Origin of the sequence: Rhodococcus sp. IEGM 1370 (assembly GCF_033142325.1) — a bacterium.
GTDB lineage: Bacteria > Actinomycetota > Actinomycetes > Mycobacteriales > Mycobacteriaceae > Rhodococcoides.
Window position 1 is genome coordinate 136,762 of record NZ_JAWLRY010000008.1, and the last position, 13,279, is coordinate 150,040.

Annotated in this window: 10 protein-coding genes and 1 pseudogene; 9 read left to right on the forward strand and 2 right to left on the reverse strand. The window is 61.3% G+C overall.

Annotated features, from left to right (window positions below):
* Positions 1–196 precede the first annotated feature (196 nt).
* Positions 197–1,102, forward strand: a complete 906-nt coding sequence (locus R4P47_RS13305) for a cellulase family glycosylhydrolase (protein WP_394855326.1) — start codon at positions 197–199, stop codon at positions 1,100–1,102.
* Between the two features lie 18 nt (positions 1,103–1,120).
* Here the strand turns inward: R4P47_RS13305 and R4P47_RS13310 are convergent, their stop codons facing one another.
* Positions 1,121–2,311, reverse strand: coding sequence for an alpha/beta hydrolase family protein (locus R4P47_RS13310; RefSeq protein ID WP_314145168.1), 1,191 nt, complete (start codon positions 2,309–2,311; stop codon positions 1,121–1,123).
* A 158-nt stretch (positions 2,312–2,469) separates the two neighbouring features.
* Here R4P47_RS13310 and R4P47_RS13315 point away from each other — a divergent pair, with 158 nt between their 5' ends.
* Together R4P47_RS13315 and R4P47_RS13320 are read left to right on the forward strand one after the other, a co-directional pair.
* On the forward strand, positions 2,470–3,930 hold the full coding sequence (locus R4P47_RS13315) for a polysaccharide biosynthesis tyrosine autokinase (RefSeq protein ID WP_314145186.1): 1,461 nt from the start codon (positions 2,470–2,472) through the stop codon (positions 3,928–3,930).
* Between the two features lie 21 nt (positions 3,931–3,951).
* A complete protein-coding gene (locus R4P47_RS13320) occupies positions 3,952–5,991 on the forward strand; it encodes an acyltransferase family protein (protein ID WP_314145169.1) in 2,040 nt (679 codons plus the stop codon).
* A gap of 14 nt (positions 5,992–6,005) precedes the next feature.
* Here the strand turns inward: R4P47_RS13320 and R4P47_RS13325 are convergent, their stop codons facing one another.
* The gene (locus R4P47_RS13325; protein ID WP_314145170.1) at positions 6,006–6,464 is read right to left on the reverse strand and encodes a hypothetical protein; all 459 of its coding nucleotides are present in this window, start codon (positions 6,462–6,464) and stop codon (positions 6,006–6,008) included.
* A 374-nt stretch (positions 6,465–6,838) separates the two neighbouring features.
* On the opposite strand from R4P47_RS13325, the gene R4P47_RS13330 reads away from it, so the two are divergent.
* The 6 genes and pseudogenes from R4P47_RS13330 (at position 6,839) to R4P47_RS13355 (ending at position 13,219) form a co-directional block, all read left to right on the forward strand.
* Positions 6,839–8,038, forward strand: a complete 1,200-nt coding sequence (locus R4P47_RS13330; RefSeq protein ID WP_317533611.1) for a glycosyltransferase — start codon at positions 6,839–6,841, stop codon at positions 8,036–8,038.
* A 22-nt stretch (positions 8,039–8,060) separates the two neighbouring features.
* Positions 8,061–8,333, forward strand: coding sequence for a hypothetical protein (locus R4P47_RS13335; RefSeq protein WP_317533612.1), 273 nt, complete (start codon positions 8,061–8,063; stop codon positions 8,331–8,333).
* 24 nt (positions 8,334–8,357) lie between these two features.
* Positions 8,358–8,477: pseudogene (locus R4P47_RS25115) on the forward strand (sugar transferase); the annotation flags it as partial.
* 373 nt (positions 8,478–8,850) lie between these two features.
* A complete protein-coding gene (locus tag R4P47_RS13345) occupies positions 8,851–9,543 on the forward strand; it encodes a hypothetical protein (protein WP_317533613.1) in 693 nt (230 codons plus the stop codon).
* Positions 9,544–9,902: 359 nt separating this feature from the next.
* Positions 9,903–11,222, forward strand: a complete 1,320-nt coding sequence (locus R4P47_RS13350) for a UDP-glucose/GDP-mannose dehydrogenase family protein (RefSeq protein ID WP_317784971.1) — start codon at positions 9,903–9,905, stop codon at positions 11,220–11,222.
* Between the two features lie 485 nt (positions 11,223–11,707).
* The gene (locus tag R4P47_RS13355; RefSeq protein WP_411567336.1) at positions 11,708–13,219 is read left to right on the forward strand and encodes a sugar transferase; all 1,512 of its coding nucleotides are present in this window, start codon (positions 11,708–11,710) and stop codon (positions 13,217–13,219) included.
* Positions 13,220–13,279 lie beyond the last annotated feature (60 nt).

A 13,279-nucleotide genomic window follows, 5' to 3' on the forward strand; every position in this document is an offset into this window, starting at 1 on the left:
GAACAGTAAGGATCAGAACGCCATGCGCATCGAACGATTCAAGTTTCAGCGACGTCTACGATCGCCAGCGCGAATAGCGGGCATTCTGGCGATTTCGGGCCTTTTAACCATCAGTACGGTTACCGATGCTCGAGCGCAGAATCAAGGGGCTGGCCTCAAGCCGTTCGGGTTCTCGAACGGATCGACGGTGTACACGATGTCCGACGCGGATCTGGGTCGTGAGATGGACGGCATCCGATCCGTGGGCGGATCGTGGATCCGTCTCGAGATCAGTTGGCAAAAGGTGGAACCGGTTCAGGGCCAAAGAAATTGGGCTCCGATCGACAGACTGGTCAATGCTGCGTCCGCCCGCGGGTTGGCGATTCTGGGTCTGCCGACCTACGCGCCGGCCTGGGCGACGAACCCGCAAGCGAACGCGTGGACCCTCGGGTCGCCGCGGAATCCGGACGAGTTCGGCAATTTTGCCGCCGCTGCTGCAACGAGGTACGGCAATCGCATCTCCACCTGGGAGATCTGGAACGAGCCGAACCTGGCGTACTTCCACAATCCCTCGCCTACCGGGAAGAGTTACTTGCCAACTCTGAAGGCTGCCTACACTGCGATCAAGGCCGTGCAGCCGCAGTCGACGGTGATCGCTGCCGGGTTGGCGAACTCTGCCGATTGGGCCTTCGGATCGTCCCCGTTCACCTTTGTGCGGGCCCTCTACAGCAATGGCGGCAAACCGTTCTTCGATGGGTTGGCGTTGCATCCTTATCCGGCGGGGGTTACTCCACCGGCAGGTGTGTATTGGGCTCAGATCAGCCAGGTGTACGCGCTGATGAACTATCACGGCGACGGTGGCAAGAAGATCTGGATCACCGAGTTCGGTGTCCCGACGCAGACGAACGGGGCCAGTGAAGCCAAGCAGTCGGAGATCGTGCTGGCGGGTCTGAGGGAGGCCGGCAAATTGCCTTACGTCGCCGGGGTCTTCATTCACACGTTCCGCAATACCGGAACCAATGCGGGGGATGCCGAGGCGAACTTCGGACTCGTCAGGCGTGACTTTTCCCCCAAGCTGGCGTTCGACAACATTCGTGCTGCAGCAGGGCTGTCGGTGGGCTGATGTCGATCGGTCCGGGGCCTACTCCAAGATTCCTGGGCATTGCTCGCCTCGCGGTTGATTTTCCATCCGCGAGGCGAGCCAGTCCAGGGCGGGCACCGGATTGACGGCGTGGCCGGCCATCGGTTGCTGCAACAGGTCGATCGACGCACCCTGGCTGCAGGCCTGTTCGGCTGCGCCTTCGATCCACTCGGGCAATACGAGTCCGTCGTTTCCGCCGTAGATGATCAGCATGGGAGCGGGTGAGATCGCCTTCGGCAGTCGGATCGCTTCCAGCCAGGAATTCAACCTGTCGGCCGCGGCCCGGTCGGCGGGCTCGAACTCACCGGGGTTCGATTCATTGAGCACGCGGTCCTTGTCTCTCTGATTTTCACCGGTGCAGCTCTGCAGCATCGGCAGGGACTCGAGCGGAGCGCCGTCAACGAAGTTCTGCACGTCGACGTCCGGATACGCGGTGGCTATTCCGGCGACGACGAGTGGATAGACCGAAAGTTGCTCGGCGGTGAGGGTTCCGTTCTCGGCGGCAGGTCCCAGCCCGGTGAGATCCGCGGCCGGGGACAGCGCGATGACGGCTGCGAGATCGAGTCCGGAACCGTAGGTGGCAGACTCCTCGTTTGCTGCCCACACCGCCTGGCCTCCTTGCGAGCCGCCGTAGGCAATCCACCGTCCTGAGGCTCCGGGAACGAGACTTCGAGCGGCTCGGACGGAGTCGATGACGTTGTATGCGGCGGTTTTCGGCTCCAGGTAGGGATGGGTGTCGGGTTCACCGAGCCCCTGATAGTCCGTCGCGACCACCACGTAACCGCGGTCGACGAATGCAGCCACCGTCGAGGCCAGACCGGACAGTCCTGGATTGGACGACGGGGCGCAGTCCTGTGTGATGCCGGTGGTGCCGTGCGCCACGGCAGCGACCGGCCACCCGCCGAGCGGAGGCGTGCCGATGGGGACAGCAACAACGGCCGAGACAGTGTGGCCGTCGGCGTCGAGGCCTGATGACGATTCGTACCGGATCCGTAGCAGAGACGTCGTGTTGTCGGCGAGCGGCAGGTAGTCCGTCGCCCACGGGGCGAAGTCCACGATGCCGCCGCGCGGCTCGGGTTCCGGGGCGTCGGCCGATCCGTACTCTGTGTCCATTGCTCCGGAAGCGCATCCGCTGCCGAGTAGCGCCATGATCAACAGACCGAAGAATCGCGAATTGTTCCGCAGTTTCATGGCGTGGAAATCTCCAGTTCGTTAACACGGCAATAAGTGACGAAATGAATGGGAACCGCGTCACAAATCGGCGAGATGAGATCTAGATCTCGTCTGAATGGATGTCGTTCGGGAGCTCACGAAACGAAATTCGTTCTTATACTACTTCGGTGGACATCATGGATTACCTACGGGCGCTGGTCAAAAGATGGTACGCCGTCGTAGCAGCGCTGGGCATCGGGCTGGTCGGAGGATACGTAGGGTTCATGGTCGAGACACCCACGTACGCTGCGACGTCGCAGTTGTTCGTTTCTACAGGCGATCAGGGCAACGTGGTCTCGGCCTATCAGGGCAACGCATTGGCGCAGCAGCAGGCGTCGTCGTTCACAGCGCTGATCGTGGGCCAGCAGGTGTTGAGCCGTACCGCGCTGCAGCTGGGTCTCGATGCTGCACCGGGTGAGCTGGCCGGGCAGGTGGGTGTCACACTTCCCACCGGCGGCGTGGCATTGACGATCGCCGCCACCAGTGACACCGGTGAAGGTGCACGGGATCTGGCAGACGCGGTCGCAGAGAACGCAATCGGCTACATCAGCGAGCTGCAGTCGCCACCGGGTGCACCGCCTTCCGTCGTGAAGGTGACGCAGACGGAGTTCGCCACACTGCCGGGGACCCCGATCGCACCGAGTCTGTTCCGGTACCTGGCACTCGGCGGTGGCGCGGGTCTTGTGGTCGGTGTGGCAATCGCGATGTTGTGGTTCCGTCTGGACAACAAGGTTTCCTCACCCAAGGACGCTGCCACTGCTGTCGGCGCGCCGCTGCTCGGTGAGATTCCGCGTGACCGCAAGCTCGGTTCGACGGGGCTGGTCGATTTCGATTCCCGGTCGTCGGCCACTGCAGAGGCATTCCGCAAGCTGCGCACGCGTGTCGGCTACTTGTCTTCCTCGAACGCGGCGCTGGTGGTCACGGTGACCAGCGCCACTCCTGCCGAAGGTCGTACCACCGTCGCTTTGAACCTTGCCAGGGCTATTGCAGTCAGCGGTTCGAGAACGGTCTACGTCGAAGGCGATCTTCGAAATCCCGACGCCGCGGTTCTGCTCGGTGTCGATGGAAGTCGGGGACTCACACAGGTCCTCCAGGGTTCGACAACGCTGGAGGATTCCGTGGCGGTCACCGACGAGGGCTTGACCGTGTTGACCGGTGGCCCTGCTCCTCTCAACCCGAGTGAGTTGCTCGGGTCGGTCGAAATGGCAACGGTGATAAGCGATTTGCGTGCGAGCTTCGACTACATCATCATCGATTCGCCGGCTGCCCTGGCCGTCACTGATGCGGCCGTGATCTCTACGCACGGCGACGTCAGTGTTGTGGTCGTCGGATTGAACAGGGTGTCGGTGGCAGATCTGGAGTCGCTGACCAACAGCATCCCGGACCCAGCCGGCGTGATCGCAGATTTCGGCAAGGTGGAAGCGGTGGTACGAGCGGCCCAGCCGCCCAGTGCCCCGGTCGAAACCAGCAGGAGGAGCAAGAAGAGCAAGACCAATCGCTACAGCGGAGTCTCCGAACCTATGGTCAAGTTCGAGGCCGATGCCGGCGTGGACGATTCGAGCTCGGGCCATGCCGTGTCTCGCGCTTCGAAGCACTGATCGACCGGCGGAGACTCACCGTTGGCCAAGCATGCCGTCACTGATGCTGTTCTGTATCCGGCGGCAAAGCCCAAGGTACCCTTTCGGCGCGATATCGAAGGACTTCGCGCATTAGCGCTGATCCTGGTGGTGACGTACCACGCGGGTGTGGGGCTGTTGCCCGGGTCGTATATCGGGGTCGACATCTTTTTTGTCATCTCGGGCTTCCTGATCACAGGTCTGTTGATGGCCGAGGTGACCAAGACGGGGAGTATCTCGTTACGGACGTTCTATGCCCGACGAGTCCGTCGACTGTTACCTGCCGCAACGGTGGTCATCGTCGCGACGTTCATTGCGTCGAAGTTGCTCCTGCCTCCGCTGTTGTTGACGCAGGTTGCCAAGGATGGTCTCGCGAGCGCGTTCAACGTGACCAACATGTGGCTCGCCTGGATTGGTACCGACTACCTCAGCGATACCACTCCGTCTGTCTTTCAACACTATTGGTCTTTGGCCATCGAAGAACAGTTCTACCTGGTGTGGCCGGTGATCTTCCTGCTCAGTGTGAAGTGGGCGCGAAACAGGCGGGCCAGTGTGGCTATCGTGCTGGGGATTCTGGTCGCGGCGTCGTTTCTTCTGTGCGTGTGGCTCACCGGGGTTTCCCGAGCCTGGGCATTCTTCGCATTGCCCACGCGCGCATGGGAACTCGGCGTGGGTGGGCTACTTGCTCTGGCGTGGCCGTGGGTCTCTCGCATCTCCACCCGGTCCAAGATCGCGGTCAGCTGGGCGGGCTTTGCGCTGTTCATCATCGGCGGACTGACGATGAACAGCTCGATGGCCTTCCCCGGTTGGCTGGCACTTGTTCCTGTGATCGCAACCGCGGCGGTCATCATCGGCGACGGCGAGGGGAGGGGTGCAGCGTTTCTTCTCGATCGCGGTCCCATGAGGTGGCTCGGGCGTATTTCGTACTCGACGTATCTGTGGCATTGGCCGCTGATGATCATCCCGGCGATCATGTGGAACCGGCCCCTGACTCTGCCGGAGGGGCTGGCGCTCGGGGTGTTGTCCGTCGTGTTGGGTTGGCTCGGCTACACGTTGGTCGAAGAGCCGATGCGGGCGCTTCCGGTACTGGTGAAGAGACGATCGCTCAATGCGGTGTTGGCTCTGGTCCTCACGGTGACAACGGTGGTGGCCGGGCTGGGCCTGTCACGGGTGCCTCAGTTGTACGGAGGGGGCGACGCGGCGGTGCCCACAGCCGCCGATGTCGCGAGTGGAAGTTTGTTCCCATCGAGTGTTCCGCGCAACGTCACTCCCTCGTTGGAGGCCTCGTTGGACGACATTCCGGCGGTGTACGGCGACGGTTGTGAAGCGCAGTATCTGGACGTGACCAGCAAGGAGTGCGTTTACGGAGACGCCGATTCCGACTCCGTTCTGGTGATGTTCGGCGATTCCCGTGCATCGCAATGGTTCCCGGCACTCGAGGCCTACGCAGTCGCGCGCGGTATGCGGCTGGTGGCGATGACGAAGTCCGGTTGCACCCCGGCCGATGTACCCATCGATGCGTATCAACTGGATCGGCCGTTTCCGGAATGCGACGCTTTTCGTCGTAATGCCTTGGCCGAGATAGAGGATATGAAGCCGGCGATGGTAGTCGTCAGTGGCTATGCCGCAGGCTATCGAGACCTGTACGCGGGCTCCGGTGAGTTCGAGGTCGACTATGTCTCGGGCTTCGCCCGAGTGCTGTCAGAGCTGGCCGGATTCACCGAGGTGGTCGCTATCGGTGACACTCCAACGTGGACGCGGGCACCCGCGGTGTGTCTGTCGGCAAATTTGGACGACACGGCCAGTTGCACGCTGGATCGGCGAGACGCCATGGATCCTGAGCTCGATTCGGCGATGGAATCGGTGACCAACGAATCGGGTAGTACCTTCCTCGATGCAGCCGATCTGCTGTGTTCGGTCGATTCGTGCTTCCCGCTCGCAGGAAACGAGCTGCTCTACCGCGATGACCGCCACATCTCGGCGACTGCAGCGCTGACTCTGGCCCCAGCGGTGGGTGCCGCGTTGGACAGTGCCGGCCCGTAGGACCCATCGATGCGTCAGACCGGGCCGAGAACTTGATCTCGCAAAACTGTGCCGATCATCGCGCCTTCCGGCGACATCGTTGTGACGCAGACATATTCGGTCTTCTCACGTGTGTTGGCGAGGTTTGTCGAGTCGACGGTGCCGATCACCACCCAGTCGTACTCACCTGTGTAACCGCCGGTGCGGACACTGTTGGTGATCTCGGGGTCCACGCCCTCGCGTTGGGCGCGCTGTTCCCCCCACGATGCAGATTGGGGTGCAACCAGTTTGCCCAGTATCTGCTCCTGGCACGCCAGGATTGCGTTCAGCTCGGTGTCCTCCACCGGAGTAACCGGCGCTACGGCCGCGGCCTCGCTGGTGGTGGGGTAGCGAACGAAATCCGCCGCACGTTCGCTTGATTCCGATTCTTCTGCGCAGGATGCCGTGAGAAGGGCGCAGGACAGCATCGTCAGAAGAACGGCCTGTGTTCGCATGGTCTGTGCATACCGCACTTTCGAGTCTGGTGCAGATCTTGTGATCTCTAACATATCCGTTGTGAAGAATACCGTGGTTATCGGCGCGCCTGCGCTTTCTGATGAGCACTATTCACCAACCTTAGGTACCCTAACCCCGGTACGGATCATCCAGGAAACACGACCCGCGGCCATTCGATCGCGGATACGGACGGATCCGCTTGCGTGTCCAGTGTTGTCAGCTTGTTCGGCTCGGTTCGACCCGTGATTTGTTTCACCACGAAGTGGAACACGAGATGTGATCTGTGTTTGCGTCGGGGCGATGCAGCCAGAGAGGTTTTTCAATGGACCGTGGTCCCGCAAATCCCGTAGTCGGTTCGGCTCCGGGTGATGGTGTGCTTGTTCATGAATGGATCGAAGAATCGGGTGGAGCCGAGAAGGTTTTGGACGCCTTCGCCGAGCTGTTCCCGGGTCTGCCGATTTTCTGTTCCTGGGACGACGCGCCTGGCCGGTACCCGAGCAATCCGGTACGGGAGAGCCTTTTGTCGCGGACCCCGCTGCGTCACAACAAGCAGCTGGCGATGTCCGTTCTTCCCCTTGTCTGGCGGATGCTCGATGTGGATCGATACGACTGGATGCTGATCAGCTCACATCTGTTTGCACACCACGCGGGCAGCTACGGGCACACCGATCGGCGTCGTTTCGTGTATGTGCACACCCCGGCCCGCTATCTGTGGGCAGCACCGCTCGATCCTCGCGGGCAGAAGGCGCATGTGAAAGCCGCAGCCCCGGTATTTCGCCGGATCGACAAATCGCGCGCGCAGGCACCTGCATCGTGGGCCGCCAACAGCCACTTCATAGCGGATCGAATGCGGGACAGCTGGGGGCAAGAAGCGCACGTGGTGTACCCCCCTGTCGACGTGTCACGTATTCAGTCGGTCTCGGACTGGCGTTCGGAACTCACTGACGACGAATGCCGCATAGTGGATCGACTGCCCTCTGAATTCATCTTGGGCGCAGGCCGATTGGTGTCCTACAAGCGTCAGGACGCAGCCATCCAGACGGCCGCTCGCAACGGCGTTCCTGTGGTCATAGCCGGCTCGGGGCCTGACGAGGCCAGGCTCAGGCAGCTGGCCGAGGATCTCGGGGTGCACTCGGTGTTTCTCGGACGTGTTTCGGACCAGCTGTTGTTCACGCTGTACAGCCGAGCTCTGGTGTTCGCGTTCCTGGGGGTCGAGGATTTCGGAATAATGCCGGTCGAGGCAATGGCAGCGGGTGGCAAGGTTTTGGCCAACCGAACCGGGGGAGCCGCCGAGAGCGTTGTCGACGGAGTTACGGGTGCCAGCTGCGACATAGACGATTGGACCGATGTCGATGCTGCTCTGCATCGCGCCGCGAACGCCAGCCGCGAAAGTTCCATCCTGCGTGCGCGGGATTTCGACAAGGCGCGTTTCAAAACCAATGTGTTGAAGTGGATGGGCTTGGACAACGTTGTGACCCCAGTTTTCGGTAGCGCCCGCAGCGTGGACGACAAGGGGACCGAGGTAACAGAAGCCGAGGCCCCGAACAACGTCCTGAGTATCGACCACTCTTAGGGAGAAGAAAGGCGTTACGTTCATGATCGATTCGGAACAAGGGACTCTCGGCTGGTTGTTGCAAGAACGCGTCGAGCTCATTTCGCGCGCACACCTCGACCGTTCTGTGTCGATGCGGTCCGTATTGGCCGACGCCGTCGAATCGTATTACTCCGCGGTCGTCGAGTCCAGTGGTAGGGCCGACGCATTCGATCTCGGTGATGCCAACAGTCGGCACAGCCTCGCCGACTTTCTCTTCTCGTGTGTGCAAGCCGTCGAGGAGCCGGAGAATCCCCAGTTTCCTGTTCGTCGCTGACTGGCCCGCACGCGTCAGGTGTAGGTGCGATCTCGACTGCTCGTCGACCCGGGCGTGACCGGGCTCCGGCAGGTGAGTGGCCGGTCCGATCTGTCGTGGGGAGAAGGCGTCGGCCCCGATCTTTCCTACGTCGAGAACAGGTCATGCCCGGTGATTTGCTCGCTGGTTTATGCAGATTTACTCGAACAGTATTCACCTGAGGCGGGCAAAGCGTACTTCGATTCTTGTTCGGTCCTCTTTGCAGGCTGAACAATTGTTTTAATCAAGCTGGCCCGCGGATCAAGCTGCGTTTTGGGTCGCGTCCTGCGGTCGCCTCGTCGAATCGGAGCTGCGGTGGTTTGTTTTTTCACAGTTCTGGGCAACAATAGAAAATGTGGTTTTGGATAGGTCGAAAGAACCGAGATGTGCACCATCATCGATTGTGCAATCCACGAAACTCACGAACGTGCAATGAGATGGCCGCCCCGGAGGTTCAATGGAGATAGCTGATCCCCACTCCGAGGAATCCGAACATGCGATGGCGTTCGACGTAGCCACCGCGCTGGCGGCCATGGCGCGGGATGGCTATGCCGTTCTGCCACAGGTTGTCTCGGCAGCAACGGTGGATGCACTCGTGGAGTTCGTCGAAGCCGCGGTTGTATCTGCTGGCGGCGAGTATGTTCATTTCAAAGATTCCGATGCCTTCGGAGAGGTCCTTGCACGTGCTTGGCCGGAGGAGTCTCAGGTCGATCGCGTCATCAGAGGTGTATTTGCTGCAGGTGTGGGTCGTCCGGCCCCCGCTGGGCGGCCTTTCAGGGTGTTGCGTTGCATCTCCGGGCTGTCCGGTGCCAACCGCTCGCTGAACTTTCATTTCGATTCTTACGCGCTCACTGCAGTTGTGCCGGTGATGATCCCGTCGGACAGTCCGGGTGACCTCCTGCTGATGCCGAATGCGAGGCCGTTGCGCAGATGGTACGTCGCCAACCTCCTCGACCAGATTTTGGTATCGAATCGTATTGCGCAATCGTACTTTCGGCGTAAGTGGCGATCGCGCCCCGAGGAATTCGTGCACCTTCGGCCGGTGCCGGGCAACGTCTACCTGTTCTGGGGCTATCGCGCCCTGCATGCCAACGAACCGTGCCACCCGTCACGTACTCGCGCCACGGTCCTGCTTCATTACGGAAATGTGCACGAGCACAGCGCAATTGCGCGCGTGGTCCGATCGCGCTGAAAAGTCGACACACCTGGTGGAAGCAGGTGGTCGGACATGTTCGTATCATGGCCATGATTGCCGATGGCGTCGATGCGTGTACGAACTGAGCGACTTCATCCACCGCTGCGCCTAGGCCGTCGAAGAGCCGGAGAACCCGCAGTTTCCCGTTCGTCGCTGAGAAACCTTCCGTCTGCCGGCCGTTCAGCTGACTCTGTGACCACCGTCTCCTGGGTGACGACCGTGATCACCTGTGCTTACTATTCCCGTGTGTGCGCGTGGCCTGAAGGCGGTGTCCTCCAGGAACTTGCTGTGACGCTCCGTCACGGGCTCTTGTCGAGTACGCCATTGTTCAGTACGACTGACGGGGAATGAAGCAAATGCGAATCACAGTGTTCGGGACCGGCTATCTCGGTGCCACTCACGCCGCGTGTATGGCCGAGTTGGGTCATGACGTACTCGGCGTCGACGTCGACCCGGCCAAGCTCGCGAAGCTCGAAGCCGGTGAGGTGCCGTTCTGGGAGCCCGGTCTCGAAGCGGTGCTGCAGCGCAACATCGCCGCCGGACGCCTGCGTTTCACCGCGTCCTATCAGGAAGCTGCGGACTTCGCCGAGGTGCATTTCCTCGGTGTCGGGACACCCCAGAAGAAAGGGGAGTTCGCGGCGGACATGAAGTTCGTCGACTCGGTCATCGAGACACTCGCGCCGCTGCTCACCAAGCCGGCCGTGATTTTCGGTAAGTCGACCGTCCCCGTTGGTACGGCGGAGCGCCTCGGCAAGATTGCCCGCGAACTCGCGCCCGCCGGCGACGACGTCGAGGTCGCCTGGAACCCGGAGTTCCTGCGCGAGGGCTTCGCAGTCAAAGACACTCTCCACCCCGACCGCCTGGTGCTGGGTGTGGACCGCGCCCGTCCGGGTCGCGCCGAAAAGCTGGCTCGCGAGGTCTACGCGCAGCTGCTCGACGAGAAGATCCCGTTCCTGGTCACCGACCTTGCTACCGCCGAGCTGGTCAAGGCATCGGCCAACGCGTTCCTGGCCACCAAGATCTCGTTCATCAACGCAATTGCCGAGGTGTGTGAGGCTGCCGGTGCCGACGTCACTGTGCTGGCCGACGCGATCGGCCATGACGAGCGCATCGGCCGCAAGTTCCTCAATGCTGGCATCGGCTTCGGTGGCGGTTGCCTGCCGAAGGATATCCGGGCGTTCATGGCGAGGGCGGGTGAGCTCGGGGCGGACCAGGCCCTGACGTTCCTGCGTGAGGTCGACAACATCAACATGCGACGCCGTACCCGCATGGTCGAGCTGGCCCGCGAGGCCTGCGGGTCACTGCTCGGTGCTCGGGTTGCCGTGCTCGGTGCCGCGTTCAAGCCCGATTCCGACGACGTGCGTGATTCACCGGCTCTGAACGTGGCCGGGCAGATCCAGCTGCAGGGTGCCGCGGTCAACGTGTACGACCCGAAGGCGATGGAGAACTCGCGAGCATTGTTCCCGACGTTGACCTACAGCAACTCCGCGCTCGAAGCGTGCGAGGGCGCTGATGTGGTGTTGGTGCTGACGGAATGGAAAGAGTTCAAGGCGCTCGCTCCGGAGGACTTGGAGGGCGCAGTGCGCAGCAAGACGCTGATAGACGGACGCAACTGTCTGGACCCCGAGGAGTGGCGGGCGGCAGGATGGAGCTACCGCGGGCTCGGGCGTCCCTGATTACGTCACCACACTCCGACCAACTACTCATTCATTGGAATGAATTTGTGCGGTGATTCTTTTCAGCTGCTTAGTCGGCGAGTCGACTTCCTACGAACTTCGATGCGGGCCCACTACCTGTTTCACGCCTGCTCCGGCTGTATTTCGGTTTGTTCAGCACGGAATCGGCAGGCGCGACACTGTCGATCGCACAGTTTAGACCGCTCTCGTCTGTGGAGTCTCACATTTCCACGTCGATTGTGCTCATCTGTAACGTTTTTGAGCAGCAGAACGGTTAACGCCCCATGGGTTCCTGTCATCCATGTCGCCGAGTCGGAGATGGTGTGGTAGACCGAATGCCTGCTGTTATTTGTTTGTGATCTACGCCGCTCGCGTGGTGCATGGGATAGCAGCGTGGGACTATTCCACTTCGTAACCGGTTGCAATCCGGATTGGTTCGAGCCGAACTCGCGCGGTGTGCGCAGAAGTGCAGAGGAGGGGAGCACGTGGCATCTGTCGGGGCTGCACAACGCTCTCTGTGGGGAACTCCGCGACGGTCCGGCGCGGTGGTGGCTCGACGGCTCACGTCGCGACACGTGTGGGAGGACCAATACGTTCGGCGGCTTCGGGTGACCGACGTCGTCGTTGTCGTTCCGTCCGTAGGTCTGGCCCAGATCGTGCGCTTCGGTGGTGTCGAGTCCACCGGTCTGATGTCGGCACTCACGTACACGGGAGTGTCTGTCGTCATGGCGGCTGTGTGGATCGCCTTCCTCGCCATCTTCCGCACGCGATCACCACGAGTCATCGGTAACGGTGCTGAAGAGTACCGACGCATCGTCTCGGCTACCTTTCGCTTGTTCGGTGTCATCGCGATCGTGTCGCTCCTGTTCCGCGTCGACATCGCACGGCTCTACCTGGCTATTGCTCTGCCGGTCGGACTGATCGCGCTGCTGCTGAGTCGATGGGTGTGGCGCAAGGTTGTTGCCCGTTCACGGGACAATGGTGAATACAAGACTTCGGTGCTGATCGTGGGTAGTCGATCTGCCGCCGTATCCATGGCGCAGTCGTTCGAGAAGTCGCCATCCGCGGGCTACGCCGTGGTCGGAATCTGCATGCCAGGCTACGAGGCTCCGCGTGACGGAGTAGTCAGTGTCGAAGGATCCGACATCCCGGTTCTGGGCGACGAGCACGACGTCCTCGCAGCGATCGAAGAATGCGGTGCCGACACAGTTGCGGTGACGGCCACCGAGCACCTCGGCAGCAAGGGCATTCGCAAGATGATCTGGGATCTCGAGAAGAAGGATGTCGACCTGGTCGTCGCTCCGGGTGTGGTCGACGTTGCCGGGCCGCGCCTGGTGATGCGTCCTGTGGCCGGCTTTCCGCTGATCCACGTCGAGAAGCCTCAGTACAACGGCGCTACCCGGTTCAGCAAGACAGCCTTCGACCTCACGTTCGCCGCCCTGGTACTGGTGCTGATCTCGCCGATCCTGGTGGCAGTCGCTATCGCAGTGAAGACAACCAGCCGCGGTCCGGTGTTCTACAAGTCCGAGCGAATGGGCATCGACGGTACGCCGTTCTCGATGATCAAGTTCCGCAGCATGACTGTCGACGCGGACAAGCAGGTTGCGCATCTGCTCGACCGAAACGAGGGTGCCGGCGGAGTTCTCTTCAAGATGCGTGACGATCCGCGCGTGACACCCGTGGGCAAGGTGATGCGCCGTTACAGCCTCGACGAGCTTCCACAGTTCATCAACGTTCTCAAGCGCGAGATGAGTGTGGTGGGGCCCAGGCCTCCGCTGCGCCGTGAGGTCGAGACCTACAACGGTGAGGTTCGTCGGCGACTGCTGGTCAAGCCGGGCGTCACGGGTCTGTGGCAGGTCAGTGGCAGGTCCGATCTGTCGTGGGAAGAGACTGTGCGACTGGATCTTTCGTATGTGGAGAACTGGTCGATGGTGGGAGATCTGCTCATCATTGCAAAAACCATGAAGGCCGTTGCCGGAAGCGACGGGGCTTACTGAGCGGCATGTCCAATTTCGTTACGACGCCAGATCTGTGCTGGTCATCAGAGGAGTGGAAAA

Coding starts and splice junctions, on each gene's coding strand:
- R4P47_RS13305 (WP_394855326.1), top strand. CDS start 197: ATGTCCGACGCGGATCTGGGTCGTGAGATGGACGGCATCCGATCCGTG.
- R4P47_RS13350 (WP_317784971.1), top strand. CDS start 9,903: ATGCGAATCACAGTGTTCGGGACCGGCTATCTCGGTGCCACTCACGCC.
- R4P47_RS13310 (WP_314145168.1), bottom strand. CDS start 2,311: ATGAAACTGCGGAACAATTCGCGATTCTTCGGTCTGTTGATCATGGCG.
- R4P47_RS13345 (WP_317533613.1), top strand. CDS start 8,851: ATGGCGTTCGACGTAGCCACCGCGCTGGCGGCCATGGCGCGGGATGGC.
- R4P47_RS13335 (WP_317533612.1), top strand. CDS start 8,061: ATGATCGATTCGGAACAAGGGACTCTCGGCTGGTTGTTGCAAGAACGC.
- R4P47_RS13325 (WP_314145170.1), bottom strand. CDS start 6,464: ATGCGAACACAGGCCGTTCTTCTGACGATGCTGTCCTGCGCCCTTCTC.
- R4P47_RS13315 (WP_314145186.1), top strand. CDS start 2,470: ATGGATTACCTACGGGCGCTGGTCAAAAGATGGTACGCCGTCGTAGCA.